This window comes from Mycobacterium sp. 2YAF39, assembly GCF_052114565.1.
Taxonomy (GTDB): domain Bacteria; phylum Actinomycetota; class Actinomycetes; order Mycobacteriales; family Mycobacteriaceae; genus Mycobacterium.
This window is the reverse complement of sequence record NZ_JBFREZ010000004.1, coordinates 244214-268791: the sequence shown is the minus strand read 5'-3', so window position 1 is coordinate 268791 and position 24578 is coordinate 244214. Positions and strand designations below refer to the sequence as shown.

At 65.1% G+C, this 24578-nt stretch carries 27 protein-coding genes; 13 read left to right on the top strand and 14 right to left on the bottom strand.

Features of this window, described 5'->3' with window-relative positions; all coding sequences use genetic code 11:
- The first annotated feature begins 355 nt into the window (after positions 1-355).
- Genes treS through AB4Z42_RS14265 form a run of 5 tightly spaced genes read left to right on the top strand, consistent with a single transcriptional unit; the run spans position 356 to position 4755 of the window.
- Positions 356-2134: a maltose alpha-D-glucosyltransferase gene (gene treS, locus AB4Z42_RS14285; RefSeq protein WP_442009840.1), complete on the top strand. Its 1779-nt coding sequence runs from the start codon at positions 356-358 to the stop codon at positions 2132-2134.
- Positions 2131-3477 carry a maltokinase N-terminal cap-like domain-containing protein gene (locus AB4Z42_RS14280; protein ID WP_442009839.1) on the top strand — a complete coding sequence of 449 codons (1347 nt, stop codon included), beginning with the start codon at positions 2131-2133 and terminating at the stop codon, positions 3475-3477. The genes treS and AB4Z42_RS14280 overlap by 4 nt, the downstream gene beginning before the upstream one ends.
- Positions 3478-3525: 48 nt before the next feature.
- Entirely contained in the window at positions 3526-4002 is a 477-nt protein-coding gene (locus AB4Z42_RS14275) for a YkgB family protein (RefSeq protein WP_442009838.1), read from the top strand.
- Positions 4003-4020: 18 nt separating this feature from the next.
- Positions 4021-4386: a hypothetical protein gene (locus AB4Z42_RS14270; RefSeq protein ID WP_442009837.1), complete on the top strand. Its 366-nt coding sequence runs from the start codon at positions 4021-4023 to the stop codon at positions 4384-4386.
- A 21-nt stretch (positions 4387-4407) separates the two neighbouring features.
- A complete protein-coding gene (locus AB4Z42_RS14265) occupies positions 4408-4755 on the top strand; it encodes a hypothetical protein (protein ID WP_442009836.1) in 348 nt (115 codons plus the stop codon).
- Between the two features lie 4 nt (positions 4756-4759).
- Here the strand turns inward: AB4Z42_RS14265 and glgX are convergent, their stop codons facing one another.
- Positions 4760-6925, bottom strand: coding sequence for a glycogen debranching protein GlgX (gene glgX, locus AB4Z42_RS14260; RefSeq protein ID WP_442009835.1), 2166 nt, complete (start codon positions 6923-6925; stop codon positions 4760-4762).
- Positions 6926-6975: 50 nt separating this feature from the next.
- Between glgX and AB4Z42_RS14255 the strand changes: the two genes are divergently transcribed.
- A complete protein-coding gene (locus AB4Z42_RS14255) occupies positions 6976-7812 on the top strand; it encodes an enoyl-CoA hydratase/isomerase family protein (RefSeq protein WP_442009834.1) in 837 nt (278 codons plus the stop codon).
- A gap of 247 nt (positions 7813-8059) precedes the next feature.
- Here the strand turns inward: AB4Z42_RS14255 and AB4Z42_RS14250 are convergent, their stop codons facing one another.
- The 8 genes from AB4Z42_RS14250 to AB4Z42_RS14215 form a co-directional block, all read right to left on the bottom strand.
- Positions 8060-8611 carry a nicotinamidase gene (locus AB4Z42_RS14250; protein WP_442009833.1) on the bottom strand — a complete coding sequence of 184 codons (552 nt, stop codon included), beginning with the start codon at positions 8609-8611 and terminating at the stop codon, positions 8060-8062.
- Positions 8612-8620: 9 nt separating this feature from the next.
- Positions 8621-9913, bottom strand: a complete 1293-nt coding sequence (locus AB4Z42_RS14245) for a hypothetical protein (RefSeq protein WP_442009832.1) — start codon at positions 9911-9913, stop codon at positions 8621-8623.
- A complete protein-coding gene (locus AB4Z42_RS14240) occupies positions 9910-10320 on the bottom strand; it encodes a hypothetical protein (protein ID WP_442009831.1) in 411 nt (136 codons plus the stop codon). The genes AB4Z42_RS14245 and AB4Z42_RS14240 overlap by 4 nt, the downstream gene beginning before the upstream one ends.
- A complete protein-coding gene (locus AB4Z42_RS14235; RefSeq protein ID WP_442009830.1) occupies positions 10317-10499 on the bottom strand; it encodes a hypothetical protein in 183 nt (60 codons plus the stop codon). The genes AB4Z42_RS14240 and AB4Z42_RS14235 overlap by 4 nt, the downstream gene beginning before the upstream one ends.
- A complete protein-coding gene (locus AB4Z42_RS14230; RefSeq protein WP_442009829.1) occupies positions 10496-12319 on the bottom strand; it encodes a hypothetical protein in 1824 nt (607 codons plus the stop codon). Before AB4Z42_RS14230 ends, AB4Z42_RS14235 begins: the two co-directional genes overlap by 4 nt.
- A 93-nt stretch (positions 12320-12412) precedes the next feature.
- The gene (locus AB4Z42_RS14225; RefSeq protein ID WP_442009828.1) at positions 12413-13591 is read right to left on the bottom strand and encodes a zinc-dependent alcohol dehydrogenase; all 1179 of its coding nucleotides are present in this window, start codon (positions 13589-13591) and stop codon (positions 12413-12415) included.
- A 68-nt stretch (positions 13592-13659) separates the two neighbouring features.
- A complete protein-coding gene (locus tag AB4Z42_RS14220; protein WP_442009827.1) occupies positions 13660-15054 on the bottom strand; it encodes an acyl-CoA dehydrogenase family protein in 1395 nt (464 codons plus the stop codon).
- A gap of 136 nt (positions 15055-15190) precedes the next feature.
- On the bottom strand, positions 15191-15490 hold the full coding sequence (locus tag AB4Z42_RS14215) for a hypothetical protein (protein ID WP_442009826.1): 300 nt from the start codon (positions 15488-15490) through the stop codon (positions 15191-15193).
- 223 nt (positions 15491-15713) lie between these two features.
- On the opposite strand from AB4Z42_RS14215, the gene AB4Z42_RS14210 reads away from it, so the two are divergent.
- Together AB4Z42_RS14210 and AB4Z42_RS14205 are read left to right on the top strand one after the other, a co-directional pair.
- On the top strand, positions 15714-16244 hold the full coding sequence (locus tag AB4Z42_RS14210; RefSeq protein WP_442009825.1) for a hypothetical protein: 531 nt from the start codon (positions 15714-15716) through the stop codon (positions 16242-16244).
- 7 nt (positions 16245-16251) lie between these two features.
- On the top strand, positions 16252-16560 hold the full coding sequence (locus AB4Z42_RS14205) for a hypothetical protein (RefSeq protein WP_442009824.1): 309 nt from the start codon (positions 16252-16254) through the stop codon (positions 16558-16560).
- A gap of 18 nt (positions 16561-16578) precedes the next feature.
- Here AB4Z42_RS14205 and AB4Z42_RS14200 read toward each other — a convergent pair whose 3' ends face one another.
- The 3 genes from AB4Z42_RS14200 to AB4Z42_RS14190 form a co-directional block, all read right to left on the bottom strand.
- A complete protein-coding gene (locus tag AB4Z42_RS14200; RefSeq protein ID WP_442009823.1) occupies positions 16579-16902 on the bottom strand; it encodes an EthD family reductase in 324 nt (107 codons plus the stop codon).
- A 79-nt stretch (positions 16903-16981) separates the two neighbouring features.
- Positions 16982-17188 carry a hypothetical protein gene (locus tag AB4Z42_RS14195; RefSeq protein WP_442009822.1) on the bottom strand — a complete coding sequence of 69 codons (207 nt, stop codon included), beginning with the start codon at positions 17186-17188 and terminating at the stop codon, positions 16982-16984.
- Between the two features lie 51 nt (positions 17189-17239).
- Complete coding sequence (locus tag AB4Z42_RS14190; RefSeq protein ID WP_442009821.1) at positions 17240-17722, bottom strand: flavin reductase family protein; 483 nt, start codon at positions 17720-17722, stop codon at positions 17240-17242.
- A gap of 26 nt (positions 17723-17748) precedes the next feature.
- Here AB4Z42_RS14190 and AB4Z42_RS14185 point away from each other — a divergent pair, with 26 nt between their 5' ends.
- Entirely contained in the window at positions 17749-18210 is a 462-nt protein-coding gene (locus tag AB4Z42_RS14185; RefSeq protein ID WP_442009820.1) for a PPOX class F420-dependent oxidoreductase, read from the top strand.
- Between the two features lie 10 nt (positions 18211-18220).
- On the opposite strand, the gene AB4Z42_RS14180 is transcribed toward AB4Z42_RS14185, so the two are convergent.
- The gene (locus AB4Z42_RS14180; RefSeq protein WP_442009819.1) at positions 18221-18619 is read right to left on the bottom strand and encodes a DUF3224 domain-containing protein; all 399 of its coding nucleotides are present in this window, start codon (positions 18617-18619) and stop codon (positions 18221-18223) included.
- Positions 18620-18853: 234 nt separating this feature from the next.
- On the opposite strand from AB4Z42_RS14180, the gene AB4Z42_RS14175 reads away from it, so the two are divergent.
- From AB4Z42_RS14175 to AB4Z42_RS14165, 3 genes are read left to right on the top strand one after another with little or no spacing between them, the layout of a single operon-like run.
- Positions 18854-20089 carry a glycosyltransferase family 4 protein gene (locus tag AB4Z42_RS14175; RefSeq protein ID WP_442009818.1) on the top strand — a complete coding sequence of 412 codons (1236 nt, stop codon included), beginning with the start codon at positions 18854-18856 and terminating at the stop codon, positions 20087-20089.
- Positions 20083-20814 (top strand): class I SAM-dependent methyltransferase, encoded by a 732-nt coding sequence (locus AB4Z42_RS14170; RefSeq protein ID WP_442009817.1) that lies wholly within the window; start codon positions 20083-20085, stop codon positions 20812-20814. Before AB4Z42_RS14175 ends, AB4Z42_RS14170 begins: the two co-directional genes overlap by 7 nt.
- 10 nt (positions 20815-20824) lie before the next feature.
- Positions 20825-21871 carry a prenyltransferase gene (locus tag AB4Z42_RS14165; RefSeq protein WP_442009816.1) on the top strand — a complete coding sequence of 349 codons (1047 nt, stop codon included), beginning with the start codon at positions 20825-20827 and terminating at the stop codon, positions 21869-21871.
- Positions 21872-21905: 34 nt separating this feature from the next.
- On the opposite strand, the gene AB4Z42_RS14160 is transcribed toward AB4Z42_RS14165, so the two are convergent.
- Entirely contained in the window at positions 21906-22772 is an 867-nt protein-coding gene (locus AB4Z42_RS14160) for a PaaX family transcriptional regulator (protein ID WP_442009815.1), read from the bottom strand.
- Positions 22773-23086: 314 nt separating this feature from the next.
- Between AB4Z42_RS14160 and boxB the strand changes: the two genes are divergently transcribed.
- Positions 23087-24568, top strand: coding sequence for a benzoyl-CoA 2,3-epoxidase subunit BoxB (boxB, locus tag AB4Z42_RS14155; RefSeq protein WP_442009814.1), 1482 nt, complete (start codon positions 23087-23089; stop codon positions 24566-24568).
- Positions 24569-24578: the final 10 nt, after the last annotated feature.

Genomic DNA, 24578 nt, shown 5'->3' with positions numbered 1-24578 from the left:
CAGGCGTCACGACGAAAATGCTACCGGACTTGGGATACCGCCAAACGCGCTAATTCCACCAAGCCCACGTCGGCGAATGCACCCCGCGGCACCGCCGTCTAACAGCCACGTCGCTGCGGATTGAGTTACCGAGTACCTCACCAGTCGTCCGTCACCGCCACTGGCCAAAGCGCCGTCATGAAATGTCGGAGCAAACATTGCGACGGCGCGGCACTTACGTAACCCGGCGTCGAGTGTTGGGTTGGGTCACGTAATTCGCCACAAACCGTGACACAACCCAACACTCGCGGACAAAAGGGCAGGGCGAATTCTGGGCGATTCATTTCCGTCGGACATGGGTAGGTTTGAAGTCTGTATGGAACTCATCGACCACGACCCCACAGAAGGCAGCCACGTCGAGGATGGCGTGGTCGAGCACCCGACCGCAGAAGACTTCGAACACGCGCGGGCGTTGCCCGAGGACCGGACCTGGTTCAAGCATGCGGTCTTCTACGAAGTTCTGGTGCGCGCCTTTCACGACTCCAACTCCGACGGCGCCGGCGACCTACGAGGCCTCACTGAACGCCTCGATTATCTGAAATGGCTTGGCGTCGACTGTCTTTGGCTGCCGCCCTTTTATGATTCGCCACTGCGCGACGGTGGCTACGACATCCGCGACTTCTATAAGGTGCTGCCTGAGTTCGGCACGGTGGAGGACTTCGTCGAGCTGCTCGACGCGGCGCACCGCCGCGGCATCCGCGTGATCACCGACCTGGTCATGAACCACACGTCGGATTCGCACGAGTGGTTCCAGGAATCGCGACACCACCCCGACGGCCCCTACGGCGACTACTACGTCTGGAGCGACTCCAGCGAGCGCTACCAGGACGCCCGCATCATCTTCGTCGACACCGAGGAGTCCAACTGGACGTACGACCCGGTGCGCCGGCAGTTCTACTGGCACCGGTTCTTCTCGCACCAGCCTGACCTGAACTACGACAACCCGGCTGTGCAGGAAGCCATGATCGATGTCCTGCGCTTCTGGCTGGACCTCGGCATCGACGGCTTCCGTCTGGACGCCGTTCCGTACCTCTTCGAGCGCGAGGGCACCAACTGCGAGAACCTGCCCGAGACGCACGCGTTCCTGCGGCACTGCCGGAAAGTCATCGACGACGAATTCCCAGGACGTGTCCTGCTGGCCGAGGCCAATCAGTGGCCCGCCGACGTGGTCGAGTACTTCGGCGATCCGAAGACCGGCGGCGACGAATGCCATATGGCGTTCCACTTCCCGCTGATGCCAAGGATTTTCATGGCGGTCCGGCGTGAGTCGCGATTCCCCATCTCCGAGATCTTGAGCCAGACGCCGCCAATTCCTGACATGGCGCAATGGGGCATCTTCCTGCGTAACCACGACGAGTTGACGCTCGAGATGGTGACTGACGAAGAGCGCGACTACATGTACTCCGAGTACGCCAAAGATCCGCGGATGAAGGCGAACGTCGGCATCCGGCGGCGCTTGGCGCCCCTTCTCGAGAACGACCGCAACCAGATGCAGTTGTTCACCGCGCTCCTGCTGTCACTGCCCGGCTCGCCGGTGCTCTATTACGGCGACGAGATCGGGATGGGTGACATCATCTGGCTCGGTGATCGCGACGGTGTGCGCACTCCGATGCAATGGACACCGGATCGCAACGCGGGTTTCTCCACCGCCAACCCCGGCCGGCTGTATCTGCCGCCCAACCAGGACCCGATCTACGGCTACCAGTCGGTGAATGTCGAAGCCCAGCGCGACAGCTCGACATCACTGTTGAACTGGACCCGCACCATGCTGGCCGTGCGCAGGCGCCACGACGCGTTCGCCGTCGGCACCTTCCGCGAGCTCGGCGGGTCGAATCCGTCGGTACTCACGTACGTGCGCGAGATGGAAGACGAGGAACAGGGCGGCACCGTGCTGTGCGTCAACAACCTGTCGCGCTTCCCGCAGCCCATCGAGCTGAACCTGCAGCACTGGAACGGATACACACCGGTTGAGATGACCGGCCACGTCGAGTTCCCGCGCATCGGCCAGCTGCCGTATCTGCTCACCTTGCCCGGCCATGGGTTCTACTGGTTCGCATTGCGCGAACCGGTGCCGGAAGCTGGGGTCGCGCCGTGACACTCCCCTTCGACGAATGGCTGCCCCTTCAGCGCTGGTACGCGGGGCGCAGCCGCGAACTCGCCTCGGCCGAGCCGGCCGTCACCGTCTCGCTTCGCGACGATCTGGACCTCGTGCTGCTCGACGTCTCGTACACCGACGGCACATCGGAGCGCTACCAGGTCATCGTGCAGTGGAACGACGCCGGGCCGATCGAGGAGTACGCCGAGGTCGCGATCATCGGCACCGACGGGGAGCGCACCGCCTACGACGCGCTCTACGACCCGGCGGCCGGCCAGTACCTGCTGTCGCTGATCGATACGTCGGCCACCGTCGGCTCACCCGATGCGGCAGTGCGCTTCGAAAAGGAGCCCGACGCCACGCTGCCGCTCGACATCGCGCCGCGGTTGATGGGCGCCGAGCAGAGCAACACCAGCGTGGTGTTCGAGCAGGAAGCCGTCCTCAAGATCTTCCGCCGCATCACCCCGGGCACCAACCCGGACATCGAGCTCAATCGGGTGTTGGCGCGGGCCGGCAACTCGCACGTGGCGCAGCTGCTGGGTTCTTTCGAGACGACGTGGGACGGCGAACCCTGTGCGCTCGGCATGGTGACGGCCTTCGCGGCCAACTCCGCCGAAGGGTGGGACATGGCGCTGGCCAGCACCCGCGACCTCTTCGCCGAGGGCGACCTGTACGCCGACGAGGTCGGTGGCGACTTCGCGGGCGAGTCCTTCCGGCTGGGTGAGGCAGTCGCAGCGGTGCACGCGACGCTGGCCGACCAGCTGGCGACGGACACCACGCACTTCCCGACCGACACCATGCTGGAGCGGCTGTCGGCGGTCGCGAGCGCGGTTCCGGAACTGGAGAAGTACGTCCCGCTCATCGAGGAGCGCTACCGCAAGCTCGCCGAGGAGCCGATCGTCGTTCAGCGCGTGCACGGCGACCTGCACCTCGGCCAGGTGCTGCGCACCCCGGAGGCGTGGTTGCTCATCGACTTCGAGGGCGAGCCGGGACAGCCGCTCGACGAGCGCAGGCGGCCCGATTCGCCGCTGCGCGACGTGGCCGGCATATTGCGGTCTTACGAATACGCGGCATTCCAGCGGCTGATGGACCAGTCCAGCGACTCTCGCGACGAGGATCGCGACCGCCAGCTCGGTGCGCGGGCCCGCGAATGGGTGGACCGCAACGCCGGCTCGTTCTGCGAAGGCTACGCAGAGGTATCCGGCGCCGACCCGCGCGAAGCCGGTCCGCTGCTCCTTGCCTACGAACTCGACAAGGCGGTGTACGAAGCCGGCTACGAAGCCCGGCACCGGCCCAGTTGGCTGCCGATCCCGCTGAAGTCGATCGCACGACTCATCAGCTGATTCGTCGGTCGGCGTAACGGGGGCGGCACGTCGCCGCACTACCGCTACATGAGCACTCAACAGATCGAAACCACGCAGAACAACGCCATCGAAACAACCGCGGGCCTCGTCGTGCGCTACGGCCTGGTCGTCGTGCTCCTGTGGTACGGCGGGCTGAAATTCATGACGTACGAGGCCGAGGGCATCGTGCCCCTGGTGTCCGAAAGCCCCCTCATGAGCTGGGTGTACGACGTCTTCTCGGTGTACACGTTCTCGGCCCTGCTCGGTGTTTTCGAGATTGCGGCCGCCGTACTGCTCGCGGTCAAGCCGTGGTGGCCCAGGGTGTCCGTCGGCGGCAGCCTGCTCGCCATCGCCTTGTTCCTATCGACGATAAGTTTCATGTTCACCACCCCCGGGGTATTCGAGGATTCGCAGGGCGGATTCCCGGCACTGTCGCTGACCGGTGGCTTTCTGATGAAAGACATTGCGCTACTGGGTATCTCCGTGTGGACCTTGGCCGACGCCGCGCGGACGCTGCGTCGCTAGCGTGAGGAGAGTGCCACCATGGCGAATTACTCGCTCAACAAGGCCGCGGTGGCCAAGGCTCGGGAGCTGATCGATGCCCGCCAGTACGTGCTCGACAGCGACTGGGGCGACGTGCAGCCCCGCGCCGACGCGCAGAACTCCTACCTCGAGTCGCATTCGTGGGAGGACTACGCGCAATGGCATCTCGGGCTCACCGAGGGCGCCTCAGACGAAACCAAGGCGCGCTATGCCTTCGTGTACGGCGACCTCCGCAGGCTGCACCGCACGGGGCTGATCGCGTGTGTCTACCGGGCGTCGGAGTGGCGGCACAAAGACGTCGAGGTCGCTGCGCACGACCTGTTGCAGTATCTCGATGAGAAGACCGGGCTGAAGCCGACGGTTTAGCCCGCTGCGGCGTCGGGCAACATGGCAGGCATGGCACGCGACGTATCCGACGACAATCCCCTCACCCCAGAAGAGCAACTCGACTCCGACGAGGTGCGCAACGATGACGGCGACGAGGTGGTCGACCCGCCGGAGAAGTGGATCGAGGGCAGGGAGGACGAGACGCTCGACGAGCGCATCGCCGACGAGGAGCCGGACGTCGGACCCGACGACATCGATCCCCGCGATGCCGACGACGCCGACGAGGAAACCGAGTCGATGTCCGACGACGAGCTCGACCGCATCGACCCCGAGCAGCACGGCACCGACCGCGGTCAGATCGACGGCACGCCCGAGGACGGCGACTCGTTCTTCGAAGTCGAGAAGTGACCCGTTAGAGCGAGGCCGCCTGCAGCACCACGACCGCCCGGCCGTCGACCTTCACCGTGTCCGCCGCCGCGACGGGCTTGGGTTCGCCCTCGGCGTGCGGGTCGGCGGCCGTGTCGATCACCGGTAGCCAGGCTTCGCCGAATTCACTTGCGGGCAGCGAGAAGTCGATCGGTTCGTAGTGGGCGTTGAAGCACAGCACGAACGAATCGTCGGTTACCCGCTGACCACGGTCGTCGAGGTCGGGTATGCCCTGTCCGTTGAGATACACCGCAATCGATTTGGCGAATCCGGAGTCCCAGTCCTCGTCGCTCATCTCTGAACCGTCCGGGGCGAACCACGCGATGTCGGGCAGTCCGTCGCCGCCACGCTTGCGCACCGGGCTGCCGGAGAAGAATCGCCGACGCCGGAACACCGGGTGTGCGGCACGCAAAGCCGACACGGTGCGGGTGAATTCGATCAGGTCGGCATCGGCGTTGGGCCAGTCGATCCAGGACAGCTCGTTGTCCTGGCAATAGACGTTGTTATTGCCCTGCTGCGTGCGGCCGAGCTCGTCGCCGTGCGCAATCATCGGCACGCCCTGCGACAGCAGCAGTGTGGTCAGGAAGTTGCGCTGCTGGCGCGACCGCAGCGCATTGATCTCCGCATCGTCGGTCGGACCCTCCACGCCGCAGTTCCACGACCGGTTGTGGCTCTCCCCGTCGTTGTTGTCCTCGCCGTTGGCCTCGTTGTGTTTCTCGTTGTAGGACACCAGATCCCGCAATGTGAACCCATCGTGGGCGACGACAAAGTTGATGGACGCGACGGGCCTACGGGCGGTGTTCTCGTAGAGATCGGCCGACCCGGTCAACCGGGAGGCGAACTCGTCGAGCGTGGCCGGCTCACCGCGCCAGTAGTCACGCACAGTGTCGCGGTACTTGCCGTTCCACTCCGTCCACTGCGGTGGGAAGTTGCCGACCTGGTATCCACCGGGCCCGACGTCCCACGGTTCGGCGATCAGCTTGACCTGGCTGACCGTCGGATCCTGTTGCACGAGTTCGAAGAACGCCGACAGGCGATCGACGTCGTAGAACTCCCGCGCCAACGTCGAGGCCAGGTCGAACCGGAACCCGTCCACGTGCATCTCGGTCACCCAGTACCGCAGCGAATCCATGATCAGCTGCAGCGAATGCGGGTTTCCGACATTGAGGCTGTTGCCCGTGCCGGTGTAGTCCATGTAGTAGCGCTTGTCGTCGTCGACGAGGCGGTAGTACGCAGCGTTGTCGATGCCACGCATGGACACCGTCGGGCCGAGGTGGTTGCCCTCCGCGGTGTGGTTGTAGACGACGTCGAGGATCACCTCGATGCCGGCTTCGTGCAGGGCGCGCACCATCGCCTTGAACTCCTGGACCTGCCCGCCCGGGTTCGGGCTGGAGCTGTACTTCGGGTCAGGAGCCAAAAATCCGATCGTGTTGTAGCCCCAGTAGTTGGACAGTCCCTTGTCAATGAGCGTGGAGTCGTTGACGAAGTGGTGCACCGGCATCAGCTCGATGGCGTTGACGCCCAGCGCTTTAAGGTGCTCGATGATCACCGGGTGGGCGACGGCGGCATAGGTCCCGCGCATCTGCTCTGGGATGTCCGGGTGCGTTTCGGTGAGGCCCTTGACGTGTGCCTCGTAGATGATGGTATCGGCGTATTCGTGGCCGGGCGGGTGGTCGACACCCCAGTCGAAGTACGGGTTGATGACGACGCACTTGGGCATGCTGGCCGCCGAGTCGTCGTCGTTGCGGCTGTCGGGATCGCCGAAGTTGTAGCCGAACAGGGACTGATTCCAGTCGAACGTGCCCGCGATGGCCTTGGCGTACGGATCCAGCAGCAGCTTGTTGGGGTTGAACCGCGCACCTGCGGCGGGATCGTAGGCACCGTGTACCCGGTAGCCGTAGCGCTGGCCGGGTTCGATGTTGGGCACGAACGCGTGCCAGACGAACGCATCGACCTCGGGCAGTGTGAGACGGGTCTCCTGGAGATTCCCGGAGCCGTCGTCATCGAACAGACACAGTTCGACACGTTCGGCGGCCTCGCTGAACAGCGCGAAGTTTGTGCCCGTGCCGTCGTAGGTCGCCCCCAGTGGGTAGGCCTTGCCTGGCCAGGTCTCAAACTGGGTGGTGACCTGCTGGTTGGCGGCTCGAGTCAAGGTTGCGGCTCCAAATACTGTGCGGATACGGACGAAGGCGACGATAGGGGATGCCCAATGGGACAGCATTGCAACCAATGAGTTCCTTGCCCGAGTACCGCACATTGTTGCTGGCCATCGACCGTGGTGTGGCAACCATCACCCTCAACCGACCCGAGCAGCGCAACGCCGTCGGTGACGGTATGCGTGAGGAGCTTGCCGACGCCTACCTGACCTGCGATCACGACGACGGCGTCCGCGCCATCGTGTTGACGGGCGCCCCGCCCGCGTTCTGCGCGGGCGCCGACCTCGTAGAGGGGGAGGACACGTTCGCCGCGCCCGGGCCTGGTTTCACGGCGGCCGGCATCGACGTGCCTGCCTGGACGTTGTCCAAGCCGGTGATCGCCGCGGTCAACGGTCACGCGATCGGGCTGGGTCTGACGCTGGCGTTGCAGTGCGACGTCCGCTTCTTCGCCGCCGACGCACGTTACGGAGTCGTCCAGGTGCGGCGCGGCGTCGTCGGCGATGCTTACTCACATTGGGTGCTGCCCCGCCTGGTCGGCATTGCCAACGCGGCCGAAATCCTCTTGACCGGAGCGACATTCGACGGGCACCGGGCCGTCGAGCTGGGCCTGGGCAGCCGTGTGCTCGATGCCGACGAGGTGTTGCCTGCCGCTCTTGAGGTGGCGCATGACATCGCGGACAACACCGCGCCGATGTCGGTGGCGGCGAGCAAGCGTCTGCTGTGGGATTCGTTCGACCTCGACCGTGCCGCGGTGGCCCGCCGCGAAACCGAGATCCACCTCGCGGTCATGGGCCACGACGATGCGAAAGAAGGCGTCCGCGCGTTCATGGCGGGCCGGGCTCCCCGCTGGTCGGGCAAGCCGGCGGACCCCACCGTCGGTTGATCCGGCCAGTGCAGCTGAGGCAGAGCCCGCGATGGTTCATACGGGTGGGCCGGACCTTCGTGACCGCCCTGTTCGGCAGCGTTGCGCGATGTGCTGCATCGACGCCATAGCCCCGGCCCACCCGTGCGCTCATATTAACACCTGAACACATGTTGAGTTGGACAGATGTACGCGCGTCTTTACCGGCCGGACGTGTCCACTCGCTCTTTTCGGAACGAAAAGGTCCATGCCGCTACTCGGGGTTGAACTAGCCGATCTCCACGCCGGCGTCGCGCATGCCTTCCACGGCCGTGGCCGTCGACTCCGGCGCGACGCCGGCCGTCAGGTCCAGCAGCACCCGCGTCCCGAAACCCTGCCGCACGGCGTCCGTGGCCGTCGCCTGCACGCAGTAGTCCGTCGCGATGCCGACGATGTCGAGCTCGTCGACGCCGCGGGTGCGCAGCCATTCGGCCAGCGGCGTGCCCTCTTCGTCGGTGCCTTCGAAACCGCTGTAGGCGGCCGCGTACTGGCCCTTGCGGAAGACGGCCTCGACCGCACCGGTGTCCAGTTGCGGGGGGAAGTCGGCGCCCGATGTCTGCACCACGCAGTGCCGCGGCCACGACACCGCGTAGTCCGGATGGTCGGAGAAATGGTCGCCGGGGTCGATGTGGAAGTCCTTGGTGGCCACCACGTGTGCGTAGCCGTGGTCACCCGCGAGCAGCGCACTGATGCCACTGGCGACCTCGACTCCGCGATCGACGGCCAGCGAACCGCCCTCGCAGAAGTCGTTCTGAACGTCGGTGATGATCAGCGCACGCATGATCAGAAACTACCCGCCGAACAATAAGTACAACCCGGTGAACGTGTAGCCGACCATCACGAGCATCATCGCGAGCTGGCCCGTCAGCTGATGCGCTTTGGGCAGCAGGCGCAGCGCCCGGTCGTGTGCGGCGATCACGCCCGCCACGTGACCGCCCACCACGCAGGCGACCTTGACGGTAGCCAGCACCGAAGGATGAAGTGACAGAAAGTAGTTCACGTTGGCGTCCATGCCGAACAGCAGGAAGACGGTCTGCTGACCGCGCTCGATCAGATAGGTCAGATAGTGGGCGAACACGTAGCCCACGACGATCGGGATGAGCGAATGCGCCATCTGGCCGGGCAGCGCGCGGCGTTGTTCGCGGTCGACTCCGCCGGTCGCCCTCGCGGCCAGCCAGAACGTGCCCGCGACCACCCCGGCGAAGACCAGCAGGCCCGCGGTGTTGATCAGCGTGGCGGTCGCCGCGGAACCCGCCGTCTCGTCGATGAAGGTGCGCCATTGCGGCCGTGCGGAGAAGCTGTCGAACGCCGTCGACCCCAGCAGCACCGAGAGCACCGCGACGATGCCCGGCCGTATCGGCAGGGAGGGCAGATGGTCGAACGGATTGCCGATCGCGATGCGGCCATCGCTGTTGCGCCGCAGTGCCGACAACCGCGACACGACCACGCCGTACACCTCGAACGGGTCGGCATTGGCACACCAGCGCGCACCGCACACCAGGGTTCCGGCGAGCGTGACGATCACATAGATCAGGAGCCAATTGCGGATCGCGCCAAGCGATCCCGGATCGGGAGAGGCCAGCTCCAGCCATACGAACGCGAACAGGCCCAGCGCCGCCGGCCAGAAGCCCAGCGCCGCCGGATAGCTGCGCATCGACTTGCCGCCGAGCAGCCGGTGCAGCGTACGTACGGGCGAAAGCACGCGCCACACCGGTCCGAGCAGCAGCGACATCGCCACCAGGCCGACCCACATCAGCACGTAGAACACCCCGGGCAGCGGATTGTCGGCATCCTGCGGGCCGAGGAACGCAAGGACCCCCACCCACACCGCGAGCAGCAGGCCGACGATGCCGAGCGCCCAGCGGCTGAGTTGCGCGTCGACGGCAGCGGTCACCCACAGAGGCAGCTCACGCCCGGGTTTGTCCGGATCGAATCGCGGCTTACGCCATGCCAGCGCGACGATGGCGAACGTGAATGTCAGCGCCCACGCCGCGCCGATCAGCGCGTACGTGAAGGGAATCGGAAGATCGGCCGAGCCACCCAGGCCGTGGGCGAGTACCGCTACCGAATGATCCGGGTTCACCGCACGGCGATGGTCGCGATGGTCTTGTTCAGATCGTGCAGCTCGACGTCGACCTTCCCGGGCACGCTGACGGTGAACTGGAAGACCTGGCCCACCTTGGGTTCGATCTTGAACGAGTGCTCGGGAGTGCTGTGCACGTGCAACTCGTCGGCGGCGTCGCTGTCGACGCGGAAGCGGATCGGTTGACCGACCGCAGCCTGGAGCTGCTCGTTGGTGGGTGTCACCGCGCCGTCCTTGATCGACACGCGCACGATCAAACGCTCGGGTGCACCCTGCTGATCAGGCAGTTCCGACGGGTTGACCGTCGTCTGGGACTGCGTGACCTCGGTGACGGTGTGGCTACTCCCGCAGCCGGCGACGAGCAGGGCGGCGGTCAGCAGTATCGACAGAGCGGTTCTTTTCGTCACGGTGCTCTATCTTCGCCTGCCGGACCTGAGCTTTCACTGTGAGGCTCGTCGCCCCGCCGACGGTCGCGCATGGCGATGTAGATGACCACTCCGGCGACGATGAACGCCGGTGCGAACGCCGGAATCGCCAGCAGCACCGAGTGGTCTGCCAGGTAGATGACGTCGGGCTGTGCGGTCATGCCTGCGCTGACGGCTCAAGCGTCGGCTTGCTTTCCGTCGGTTCGGCTCTGTTGATGCGGCCCGCGCCCCAGGCGATCGCGGCGATCATCAGCAATGTGCAGGCGAGCACCACGAGACAGCCGACCAGCCACAGCACCTGAGGGGTATCCGGGCTGCGCTCGCGCTGCAGAATGGTGATCTCCGGGACGAACGGCCGTGTCATGTTCGCCTCTGCGGGCACTTCCTTGGCGCCGATCCCCGGATCTCCGGCCAGGTAGATCGGGACGGCGGTGAAAGTCTTGCCGTCGTGCACCCGCAGAAGCGTCTTCCATTTACCCGAAACCGGTATCGGCTGAGTGGACCGGTAATGGCCGGGACCCACCTTCTCGAGGTGGTCGGTGAAGATGCCGCGTTCGTTCGCCAATCCGCCCTGCCAGCCGAGGACCGACACCCAGTTGGGGTCGTCGCTGATGAGGTTGGCGGGCGTGATCTGCACGTCCGCGGTCACGAAGTGCTGCCCCTCCTGGACGGGGACGTCGGTGAGAGTGATTGTGGCGTTGGCATTTTGGGGCACCTCGTACTGCAGCCCGTTCGCGGTGGCGCCGCCGAGTGCCAGGACTGTCAGCGCCACGATGCCAATGCCGATACCGCGGCGCGGCAGCCGCTGATCGGTCACCACCATGCCGGCCATCGCACCGCAGGCACCGGTGAGGACCGCCACCGGGACGGCCATCATCAGCGCTTCGGGCCAGATGCTCGTCGGCCATGGATAGGTGTAGACGGCGTTGATCCACAACGACTCGAGCCACAGTCCGACGGTGGCGACCCCCAGCCCACTGACAAGCCCGAAGATGATGGGCCGCTTGAGGAGTGGCGTCAACGCGATCAACTCGACGACGACGGCGGCGCCGAGGTACAGCGCGAACCAGTTGATGGGGGCACCTAGAATCGGGCCGACCAGCAGGGCCATGGCACCGCGCAACGCGAGCGCAAGCAACGCGGCGATGATGGCGCCGCCGCGGCCCATCATCATGCGGGCAGCGACCAGACCGAACGCGCCTGCGGCGGCGATCAGCATCGGCTCGAAGACCTGGCGGAATTGCGGTACGCCGAAATCGAACTCGATCTGGAACACCGACATACCGATGACCACACCGCCGAATGCCAGGTACTGCACGAACTTCAGGCCGGGACCGTCCTTGGGTTTGTCGTCCCCGACGGCCTTGCGTCCCTCGTGTTCGAGGAACAGCGCTGACAACGTCGAGAAGCCCGCACCGCCGATCATCATCAAGTGGGTCGGACCCCACAACGTGACGTCCTGGCCGAAGATGCGGTGCCAGATGTCATCCAGCGGGAAGCCGGTCAGCGCGTACAGACCGCAGACCGCCATCAGGATGCCGCCGACGGGGGCATACCAGTTGCGCGTGATCCGCACGGCGTACGGGCCGGGCTTGTCGTACGGCAGGATGCACGCGAGGCAGCCGGCGATGAAGAGGATGAACAGTCCGAACAGGATGAAGTAGTGCGCGGGGTTGGCCAGCGGACCGGGGTCGCGTCCCTTGCCGATGTGCAGGCTGACGTCCCAGATGAAGCCGAACAGCGCGCTGATGATGGTGGTGATGAACAGTGCGATCGGGAGCGCCACCCACGCCGGTCGTTTGAACTTGCGCTCCGACCATTCCCCGAGACTGTTCAGCCAGGTGATCTTGCGGGCTCGGTGTAGATAGCCGATCCACAGCAGGATCACACCGACGATCAGACCAACGACCGACATCCCGATGACCTCGCCGATCGCGGCGCCGCCACCCTCGCTGCCCTGAGCAAGAAACTCCATTGTCATCCCACCCCTTGAGTGCCAATTGAACTGAACTTACCCGCCGGTAATGTTGCCAGAACGTGTCGACCTGAAACCAGGGGTATCGGGTAATTGGTGTCAGGGCGTGAGAACAACCTTCACCATGCCGTCCTCCTTCTTCTGGAACGTCTCGTACGCCTCGGGTGCGGCGCTCAGCGGCAGCCGGTGCGTGGCGAACTGCTCGACGCCGAGCGGGTCCTCGTCGGTGAGCAGCGGCAGGATGTCGGGGATCCACTTCTTGACGTTGGCCTGACCCATCCGAAGTCGAATCTGCTTGTCGAACAGCGTCATCAGGTTGATCGGGTCCGCGGCGCCGCCGTACACGCCGGACAGTGAGATCGTGCCACCCCGCCGCACGAGCTCGATCGCCATATTGAAGGCTGCGAGCCGGTCCACCCCGGCGTGCTTCATTACTGCACGCCCGACCGGTGACGGCAGCAGGTTGCTGGCGTTCTGCGCGACAGTCGCGACCGGGGATCCGTGCGCCTCCATCCCGACGGCATCGATGACCGCGTCGGCGCCGCGGCCCTCCGTGTAGCTCTTCACCACTTCCTCGACGTCGCTGCTTCGAAGGTCGACGACCTCGGAGCAGTATGGCCGCGCGCGATCCAACCGCTCGGTGACCAGGTCGACGCCGATCACGGTGGCGTTCTTGCGGTGCGATGCGATGCGGCAGGCCATCGACCCGATGGGCCCGAGCCCGAGCACCACGAGCGTGCCGCCGTCGGGCACCTCGGCATACTCAACCCCTTGCCACGCGGTGGGCAGCACGTCGGAGAGATAGACGTAGCGCTCGTCGGGCGCGTCATCGGGCACCTTGATGTGGGTGTACTGGGCCTGAGGCACCCTCAGGTACTCGGCTTGCCCGCCCGCGACCTCGCCGTAGAGCTTCGAGAAGCCAAAGAGGGCGGCACCCGTGCCCTGGTCGCGATTCTGGGTCGTCTCACATTGGCTTTGCAGGCCGTGGTCACACATGAAACAGCTTCCACAGCTGATGTTGAACGGGATCACGATCCGATCACCGACTTTCAACGAGCCGACCTCGCTACCGACCTCTTCGACCACGCCCATCGCCTCGTGCCCGAGGATGTCGCCTGGGCTCATGAAAGCGCCGAGGACCTCGTAGAGGTGAAGATCGGACCCGCAGATGTTGGTGCTCGTCACGCGGATGATCGCGTCGTTGGGCTCTTTGATCGCCGGATCGGGCACATTGTCGACGGAAACCTTCCGTCGTCCTTGCCATGTGACTGCTCGCATCGGATCCTCCTGGAGTTGATGGGCTATGTGTCACGTGCCCGCTAGTGCACCGCCCAAACCTGGCGCCGTCACTTACGTGGAGGCTGCAGCACTTTCATCGCGAGACGCATGATCGGCGCGGGCACCCGGTCCTTCGCCGAGAGCGCGGCACTGCCAGCCCGTGTCCGCGCAGGTGTTCCGCGGCCGAACATGCGGTTGAGCGGTCCGCCGGTGGGTTCGAGGTCGACGTGCAGCGGCGGCTTACCGTCGGCGGCGCCGAGCGCGTTGGAGATGACGATGCGCTGGATCTCGCTGGTGCCCTCGAAGATGGTGTACAGCTTGGCATCTCGATACCACTTCTCGACCGGATGATCCTTGATGTAGCCCCAGCCACCCATCGTCTGGATGGCGCGTTCGGTGGTCTTCACCGCGACCTCGCTGGCCGCCAGCTTCGACATCGACCCCTCGCCGCGCTCGAACGGGACACCGCTGGCCGCCATCCACGACGCCCGCCAGGTGAGCAGGCGCGCGGCGTCGATCGCGGTGGCGAGATCGGCGAGCGGAAACGCGATGCCCTGGTGGTCGATGATCGGCGCACCGAACGCCTCGCGCCGGTTGGCGTACTCGGTGGCGTATTCCATTGCCGCCCTGGCGATCCCGAGGGCCTGCGCGGCGACCATCGGTCGCGTCTGTTCGAACGTGCCCAGGGTGGCGGAACCGGAGTGTTTGCCCCCTTCGATGGCCTCGCGGGCCTTCGCGAGTTTGTGGTCGAGCTTCTCCTGGCCGCCGAGCAGGTTGGCCGCGGGCACCCGGACATCGTTGAATTTCAACTCGGCGGTGTGCGACGCGCGGCATCCGAGCTTGTCGAGCTTGCGGACCATCTCCAGGCCGGGGGTTCCGCCGGGCACGATGAACAGCGCCTGCCCCTTATGACCGAGTTCCTGGTCGACGACGGCGTTGACCACGTGGACGTTGGCGATACCGCCGTTGCCGATCCACATCTTGTGGCCGTTGATGATCCAGTCTGCGTCGGGCCCCGAGCCGTCGCGGTGGGCTGTGGTGCGCAGGTTGCGCACGTCGCTACCGCCCTCGGGCTCGGAGATCGCCAGCGCGGCGAGTTTGAGATCGCCTGGTGTTCCGAAACATTCGGGCGCCCACTGCAGCATCTGCTCCGGCGAGGCCGCCTGGCCGATGGCCGAGAGCGCGAGCGCGGGCATCACGACGGCCAGCCCGATGCCTGCGCACCCCCAGAACAGCTCCTCCATGAACATCGGCAGGGAAAGACCGGTCGGATCGCCGATGAGATCGCGGTAGAACAGTGGACTGTAGAAACCCTGGCTCGCCGCTTCCTCCAGGACGGGCCAGGGGAACTCCTGGCGCTCGTCATAGTCGGCCGCCACCGGACGGACGACGTTCTCGGCGAATTCGTGGGTGCGGCGGGCCAGGTCGTGCTGGGCGGCCGTCGGCGTGATGTTGAAGGTCATCAGGGGTTCGATTAACCGCGCACGGTCAATTCGAAACACTTGTTCACCGAAACTGTCGTCGGCAAGGACAAGCCCCCGGACGCCCGGGGGGAGGCATCGCGGGGGCTTGTCGGGGTGAGGGCTTACCTCACACCTGCTACTTCACGTCGACGTAGACCGTCTCGCTGAGCATCGTGGTGCTGAGGTCGTCCCCTGGACCACTGTGGTCGGTGCGGCTGAAGCTCTGCCCCGGACGCACAGCGACAACGCGGGCTTGTTCCAGTGGCGCGTTACCGATGCGGTTGACGATGACCGTGTAGCCGTGTGCCTGGAGATCGCTGATCGTGTCTTGAGCGTTCCCGGGTCCAGACGGTGCGGCCAGAGCCGGCGCGGCCAGCCCTAGGAACGCGGCGGTAAGTGCACTCGCGGCGACGGTGGCGAATCCAAACTTCTTCATCTTTTTTCGAGCCCTCTTCTTTCATACTTTTCGAATTTCGAGCCGTGGCAAATGTCGCGGTTCGCGCTGCAGCTGATCTTGTAAACCGGGAGGTCAGCGATTTAATTCCGTTGGCAGCAATTGGTTGTCTATTGGCAGGAATTGCGCTGGGGGAACACACAATGGCCCACGTTCGCCGAAGGCGATTGGACCAGCCGCAGTCATATCCGCACACTGATATCCGATGAAACTCGCCGGTCTGCGGCTGCGGCAACGCGACGGGGTGACGTGCGGCCCGTCGGTCGCGGTGATGGCGGGCGCACTGCTGGATCCCCACCGCCACGCGGCGTTGGCCGAACCCGAATCAGGCGCGGCACTGTTCGCCGCCGAACAGCTGCGAGTGCACGCCGACGTCAATCGGATCTGGCCGCGTCGGCTGGGCACAACGCCATGGGGGATGGCCCGGGCGCTCACGGCGCAGGGCGCCACGACGGGCATCTGCTACCGCTGGAGACTCTTCCGGGGCCGTCGCGACAACCTGGTGGACGTCGTGACGGCGGCGGGTGGCGGCAGGCCGGTCGCGATGCTCATCGGGCAGCCGATCCCGAGGCACTGGGTGCTGATCGTCGACGCCGCCGCCGATGTGCTGACCTGTTATGAACCGTCGTCGGGAGAGCTGAGGTGGGTCGACGTCGCCGCCGTGCGGGAGTCGCGGCTGACGGGCCTGGGCTTCTCGCGGCCTTTGGCGTTCGTCCTTCCCCGTTCGAACGTATGATCGAACAGTGGGCGAGCTGCAGTCGATCGGGTACAACGGGCAGCCCGTAGCGCAGGCGTTTCGCCGGGTCGACCCGCCGGTCGCGGTGCTCATTGACCTTGCGGCCGTGTTTCCCCGGGAGCCCCATCGCACCAGCGGCTACAACCCCGCCGGTTTGCAGATGCATTCGATCGTCGAAGGCCGACTGACGTGCTGGGGCACCTGCGAGCAGGGCTACTGGTGGGGGCTGGTCACCTACGAGATCGCCTACGGCGCGCGCCGCAAGGCGGTGACGCACTGGATCCCGGCGTGGACGCTCAAGCGCAAGACCGGCTAGGTGCCGCCGCGGCGATGTCTAGCGCTCCTGCGGCTCTTCGACATCTGACATGAGCACCCTGACCCCGCCCGTCGACAACCTTCCCAAGGCCTCGAAGAACGCGCCGGCCTCCGGCGTTGTCACCGCGAGGCAGGCGGCGTCGTAGTCGGGGTAGTAGAGGTCGATCATCCGGTACGCGGGAGTCGGCGAGCCGTCCTCCTTTGGGAACACCTTCGAAGCCTCGAAGCGAATGTGCCCTGGGATCGCGCGGGCGGCTGTCAGTTGCTCTGCCCCATAGGCTGATTCGAACGCGTCCGGATCGGTCGGGTTGTCGTAGATGACTGTGATCTTCGTTTCGGACATGCCGGCTCCTCGACTTGGTTGAGTGGGTCTTCGGCAATTAGAACGCTAGACCCACACAAACCATGCCGTGGTCACTGTCCTACGCCGAGCGGCGAGCCGTCATGATCAGTCGCCCGTTCAGGCTCCGCTTCAGGGAGACAATCTTCTGGTCCAGCTTGTCCAGTCGCGCGAGCAGTGCCTGACCGTCGGTACGCGACAACGTCTCCAACGGGAACACGCCCACGGCTCTGCAACCGGCTTCGATGGCTTCGAGCGCTTCGATGAGCATGTCTCTATTCGAACTCATATTCGAATAGTATCTCCACCTTCCGACACGTGACGAAAGTTATCCACAAGCTCAGGCCTCGTGCCCGGGGTCGAGGTCATGGACGTCGTCGAAGGTCACCAGCTGCTCGAATTTTTCGGGAGCATCGCCCGCGACCGGCTCCAGCAGATGCCCGATGTGGTCCCCGAGTTCGTAGCGGTTGAGTACCTCGCCGATGAACCAGCCTGCTGCGTCTTCGAGGATCGGCATCCCGTGCGGGCCTGTGCGCCACTCGCAGCGGCTGAACTTGTCCATGCTGTCGCCGGTCTCGCTACCGAACAGCCGCGCCAAATCGCGGTGTGTCCGGGGGAGCAGATGCACGGCAAGGTGCGTCGCATCCCGGGCGACGCGGTACGTGTGGTTCTTGTTGGACAGGCCGACCAGAAATCGCGGTGGCCCGATGCTGACCTGGCTGGTGAACCCGACCAGACAGCCCGCCCGATGGTCGCCGGCGCTGGTAGTGACGACGTACATCGGATAGTCCAGCATTGAGACGAGTTTTTCGAAGGCTTCCATCGCTATCCCGTCACTAGGGTTGTGTCATGTCCAGAAAGTACGCAACCTCCGACGCTGTCGATCTGCCTGCGCTGCTCGAGTTCGTCAGGCCGCGACATCATATGGTGCTCACCACGTTTCGAGCCGATGGATCGTTGCAGAGTTCGCCGGTGACAGGCGGCGTGGACGGCGACGGCCGGATCGTGATCTCGAGCTACCCGAAGAGGGCCAAGTCCACCAACATCCGGCGCACGCCCCGCGCGAGCATCACCGTCCTGTCCGACGAGTTCAACGGCGCCTACGTGCAAGTCGATGGAGATGCCGAAGTCATCGACCTGCCCGATGCCGTCGAGCCGCTCGTCGACTACTTCCGCGCCATCGCCGGGGAGCATCCCGACTGGGACGAGTACCGGCAGGCGATGGTCGACCAGGGCAAGTGCCTGATCCGCGTCACGCCGACCCGGTGGGGGCCAGTGGCCACCGGCGGCTTCCCACCGGAACAGCGGTAGCAAAAGCGGCTCAGACGCCGTCGAGATCGAGCGACACCGAGCCGGCCGGGTCGGCGCGGAACTTCCCGACACCCGTCGCGCCGATCAGCTCGCCGGTCCCCGACACGATGCGCATGACCGCCGTCGCGACGCCATCGGCGAACTCGCCGTCGTGCATGAGGACCAGACCCCCACGCCGGCCGTCGACGGTTCCCGTGATGTGTTCGATCCCGACGTACGTCGCAGTCTTATCGGGCGCGTAGGCCATCAGCCACTTGGTGGTCGAGGTGCCGTCGATGTCGCCTGAGTATGTTTTCTTGACCAGCGCCTCGGTGAGCTTGGTCTCCCCGTCACCGTCTGGGTCGCCGTCATCGAACGGCGTCTCGTCCCAGCTGGCGATCTCGAATGCCGCCTTGATTTCCGTGCTCATCACCGCTGATTACCCCCAGCGGGCGGTTGGGAACCGATCTGCAAGAGACAGGCCGGAGAGCGCGCACCGCGGCGTATGTGGTAGTCAGAGCAGTACGGACGCGTTGCGGCCGATAGCTAGTCAAACTATAGTCTGGACACATGTCCAGAGAGGTTCGGAGTCTTTGAGTGACACAATTTGTCCTGCTCACCGGACCTGGACGTGTCCGCCTGCGCGCATCGGCGTGAGCTGAACATGCGCATCGCACTGTTGTCGTACCGGAGCAAAACCCATTGCGGTGGGCAAGGGGTCTACGTCCGCCACCTGTCCCGCGGCCTCGTCGAACTCGGCCATGACGTCGAGGTGTTCTCAGGGCAGCCGTACCCGGCCGGGCTCGACCCGCGGGTGCGCCTGACCAAGGTGCCCAGCCTCGACCTCTACCGCGAACCGGACCCGTTCCGCATTCCGTGGCCCAACGAGATCAAGACCAGCATCGACCTTCGCGAACTGCTGGCGACCTGGACCGCCGGGTTCCCCGAGCCCAAGACGTTCAGCCTGCGCGCCGCGCGCGCGCTGGCCGAGCGCCTCGACGATTTCGACGTGGTCCACGACAATCAGTGCCTGGGCACCGGCCTGCTGAAGATCGCCGACCTCGGCATGCCTGTCGTGGCGACCGTGCACCATCCGATCACCCGGGACCGCGTGCTCGACGTGTCGGCGGCACGGTGGTGGCGCAAGCCGTTGGTGCGGCGCTGGTACGGCTTCGCGGAGATGCAGAAGGACGTCGCGCGGCGGATACCCGAGCTGCTGACCGTCTCGTCGACGTCGGCCGCCGATATCGCCGAGGATTTCGGAGTGTCGCCCGAGCAGCTGCACGTCGTGCCGCTGGGGGTGGACACCGAACTGTTCAAGCCCGCGCAGCGACGGGTGCGAAACCGCATCATCGCAATCGCGAGTGCCGACGTGCCGCTGAAGGGCGTCGCTCATCTGCTGAACGCCGTGGCGCGGCTGCGCGTCGAACGCGACCTCGAATTGCAGCTCGTCGCCAAGCTCGAACCGAACGGGCCGACTGAGAAGCTGATCGCCGAGCTGGGCATCTCCGACATCGTGCACAGCTCGAGCGGACTGACCGACGCCGATCTCGCCGAATTGCTGGCGTCGGCGGAAGTCGCGTGTATCCCTTCGCTTTACGAGGGTTTCTCGCTGCCTGCGGTGGAGGCGATGGCCAGTGGCACCCCGATCGTGGCGAGCCGCGCCGGGGCGCTGCCCGAGGTGGTCGGCGCCGACGGCGAATGCGCCCGGCTGGTCACGCCGGCCGACGTCGACGAGCTGACCAGGGTGCTCGGCGAAATACTCGACTCGCCGATCGAACGGGGTCGCCTCGGCGCGAACGGCCGTCAGCGCGCACTCGATGTGTTCAGCTGGGAATCCGTTGCCGCGCAGACGGTTGCGGTGTACGAACAAGCGCGTGAGCGGGTCGCGAAATGCTGACCGTCGACTACGACCGGCTCGGTGTCGGTGTAGGCACCAAGGTGATCGACGTCGGCTGCGGCGCGGGCAGGCACACCTTCGAGGCGTACCGGCGCGGCGCCGATGTCATCGGCTTCGATCAGAGCGTCACCGACCTCAACGACGTCGACGAGATCCTGCAGGCCATGAAGGAGAAGGGCGAGGCGCCCGCTTCGGCGACGGCCCAGGCGGTCAAGGGCGATGCGCTGGAACTGCCTTATGCCGACGGCACTTTCGACTGCGTCATCGCATCGGAGATCCTCGAGCATGTGCCCGAGGACGACAAGGCGATCTCAGAACTCGTCCGCGTGCTCAAACCGGGTGGCTCACTGGCGATCACGGTGCCGCGCTGGCTGCCCGAAAAGGTGTGCTGGATGCTGTCTGACGAGTACCACGCCAACGAGGGCGGCCATATCCGGATCTACAAGGCCGATGCGTTGCGTGACAAAGTCCTTGCCCACGGTCTCCGGCTCACCGACACCCATCACGCGCATGCGTTGCACGCTCCGTATTGGTGGCTGAAATGCGCTGTCGGAACTGAGAAGTCGGATCACCCCGCCGTGACGGCGTATCACAAGCTGCTGGTATGGGACATGATGAGCCAACCATGGCTCACACGGGCGGCGGAGTCGGTGTTGAACCCGCTGATCGGCAAGAGCGTCGCGTTGTACTTCGAGAAGTCGGTGGTTCCTGTTGCTGGCTCCTAATGTTCCCGGAGTGCGGGGCGTACTGACACCGGCGCAGTGCCACCAGACCGCCGAATCGATCGCCGCCACGCAGGAGTCCTCTGGTGCGATTCCGTGGTTCGACGGTGGGCACACCGACCCGTGGGATCACGTCGAGAACGCGATGGCGCTGACGGCGGCCGGACTTCTGGAGCCCGCGCGCGCCGCGTTCGAATGGTGCCGCAGGACGCAGCGGCCCGACGGCTCGTGGCCGATCCAGTTCCGCAACGGCGTCATCGAGGATTCCAACAGCGACAGCAACTTCTGTGCCTACATCGCGACCGGTGTCTGGCACCACGTGCTGATCACCCGTGACCGACGGTTCGCCGAGACGATGTGGCCGGTCGTCACGAAGGCCGTCGACTTCGTGCTCGACATGCAACTGGGTGGCGGCGAAATCTCCTGGGCCAGAAGTCCGTCCGGGCTTGAGCCCGAGGCACTGCTTACCGGATGCGCGAGTATTTACCACAGCCTCCGATGCGCTCTCGCGCTCGCGGACTACTTCCGTGATCCACAGCCGGAGTGGGAGCTTGCGGTCGGTCGCCTCGGCCACGTGATCGCCGAGCACCCGGACGCCTTCGTGACGAAGGACCGATGGTCGATGGAGTGGTACTACCCGGTGCTGGGCGGAGCGTTGCGTGGAGCAGCCGCACGGTCCCGCATCGACGAGCGGTGGGACGACTTCGTCGTACCCGGCCTCGGCATCCATTGCGTCGACGATCGGCCGTGGGTCACCGGAGCCGAAACCTGCGAGCTGGTAATGGCGTTGGACGCGATCGGCGACTCGGCCCGCGCGCATGAGCAATTCGCGTCCATGCACCACCTGCGCGAGAAGGACGGCTCCTACTGGACCGGCCTTGTCTACGCCGATGGCAAACGATGGCCGGTGGAGCGGACGACGTGGACCGGTGGTGCGATGATCCTCGCGGCCGATGCCTTGTCGCGCACGACGGCGGCCAACGGTATCTTCCGGGGCGTGGACTTGCCGCGCGGCCTCGAGGGCGAGTACGACTGCGAGTGTGCGACAAGCGATCGCTAGCGTTTTCGTACGGTGCCTCCGCCTGACCACCCGATCACGACGACGACTGCACCTCCAATTCGGTCCAGTACCTCTGGGCGTCGCCATGCCATTCGTCGTGGCGGCGATGAAACAAGGCCGCTGCCTCAGGGCCGGGCCAGTCGTGATCGAGCAGTTCACGCGGAAGGCCGGGATCCAGGAAGGGAAACCGTCGCCACGCATGAACCAACCGCACCTGCGCTCGGAATGCCTCGACCGGGGTGGCGGCCCGCAGCTTGCCGAAGGTGGTGAGGAAGTCCGCGTAACGCTCTTCGACTTCGCCCAGATTCCACGCGTCGCCGATGAGTGACTCGGTTTTGCCGATAGAGGCGAGCTTGCCCGTCCAGGCGAACGCCCGTCCCTCAAGGCCGAGCTCGTGGATGATCGTTTTGACTTCGCCGACCTTGCTCACGTCGGGAAGAATCCAGATCGCTGGGCTGGGTGAACCCATCCCCAGCCACGTGAGCCGCGTGCGCAGTCGATGACGAAGTTGCCGCTGCGTCTCCGGGATGCCGACAGAAAGGACGAGCCACTCTCCATCCCACGGCGACGTGTCCGTCCCGAAGCCGTAGATGCGCCGGGCGCCCTCCGTCAGAAGCCGACTTCCGGGCTGCGTGATATGCCACGACACCCGGCGACCCGACTTCTCTGACTCCACCACTCCGTGGGCTGCCGACCGTGCGATCGCTTGACGGGCGGCCTTCTCCTCGACTCCGAGAACTCCGAGGCTCGACACCAACGTCGCCGTCCAGACAGAGACACCGCGCGGGCGCACAAACTCGCCCAGGATCGTCAGCAGGAGGCTGCGCGCACTCGACCCCACCTCCCGGCGCTCCGACCCCGCGAGTGCAGCGTCGTCCTCGGCGAGGTGCTCGGCGGCCATCATGGGCCCATCCTTTCGTACTCGCCGCACTGCAACCCGTAAGGGGTGCGCCCCGACACCGACTGACCGATGCGCAACATAACCCGTGACAGTTCAATAACGGAGCGCCGACCCCATGTAGATGCCCATCCGTCGTCAACCGGCCGCTTGCCGCACGAAGGGTCCTCCGGTGCCGTCGAGAATGTCGCCGCCGGTTGGATCGACGTCATTGACCATCCCCGCGAGCGCGTCGGTCTGCCCCTCGAAATACTACACATCTATTACGATCACTCGCTATGGTGTAGAACATTAACGACGAGAACTTGGAGGGCAGTGTGACGGTCGACGGGACACGAACAGGCATGGCGCCGGCCCCCACGGGGCCGCTGAGCAAGATCGACTACAGCGAACGCATCCCGAACAACGTGAACTTGTCGCAAGACCGTCGGCTGCAGCGGGCTCTCGAGGGATGGCAACCGAAGTTTCTGGAATGGTGGCGGTCGCTCGGGCCTGAGCTTCCGACCAAAGACGTCTATCTGCGCACCGCGGTCGCCGTGGGCCGAGATGGCTGGGCACATTTCGACCATGTCCCAATGAACGAGTATCGCTGGGGCATCTTCCTCGCCGAACGCGAAGGCGATCGGACGATCGGATTCGGGAAGCACAAGGGCGAGTCGGTGTGGCAGGAGGTGCCCGGTGAGTACCGTGCCGAGCTGATGCGACTGATCATCGTTCAGGGAGATACCGAGCCGGCATCCGTCGAACAGCAGCGCATCCTCGGCCGCAGTGCACCCAGCCTCTACGACCTCCGAAACCTGTTCCAGGTCAACGTCGAAGAGGGGCGCCACCTCTGGGCGATGGTGTATCTGCTGCATGCCTACTTCGGTCGGGACGGCAGAGAAGAGGCCGAACAGCTGCTGAAGCGAAACTCCGGCGATGTCAACACGCCGCGAATCCTCGGCGCGTTCAACGAGAAGACGACCGACTGGCTGCAGTTCTTCATGTTCACCTATTTCACCGACCGTGACGGCAAGTATCAGCTCGGAACGCTGAAGGAGTCGGCGTTCGATCCCTTGGCGCGGACCTGCGAGTTCATGCTCAAGGAAGAGGCCCACCACATGTTCGTCGGAACCACCGGCGTGCAGCGGACCGTCGAGCGCACTGCGGAGTTGATGGGGGTGCACAGCACGGACGAGGTCTTCGAGCACGGTGGAATTCCGCTCTCAGTCATTCAGAAGTATCTGAACGCTCAGTTCTCCGTGTCGATGGACCTGTTCGGGTCGGAGCAGTCGTCCAATGCCGCTGCGTACTACACCGGCGGACTGAAGGGGCGTTGGCAGGAGACCCGCCGCAAAGACGACCACGTCCTGGCGGACGCCGCCTACCCAGTCCGCACGGTGACAGATGGCCGTATCACCGAGGAATCGGTGCCGTATCTCAATGCTCTCAATTCCGACTTACGCGACGAATACGTCGCAGACTGCCGAAACGGTGTCCGCCGATGGAACCAGGCGCTCGAAAACGCGGGCCTACAAGAGCGACTGGCCCTCCCGCACGAGGGTTTCAATCGAAGCATCGGCAACTATGCCGGGCATTTCATCTCACCGGAGGGCGACGTACTGACTGCGGAGGAGTGGCATCACCGCGAGGACGACTGGCTGCCGACCGATGAGGACCGGTCCCGTGTTGCGGACCTGATGGTGGCGCACTACACGCCGGGTGAATTCGCTGGTTGGATCGCACCGCCGAAGACCGGAATAAACGACCAGCCAGTCGAATTCGATTACGTGCACCTACGTGACGAAGCATTGGCCTGAGGGGACAGAG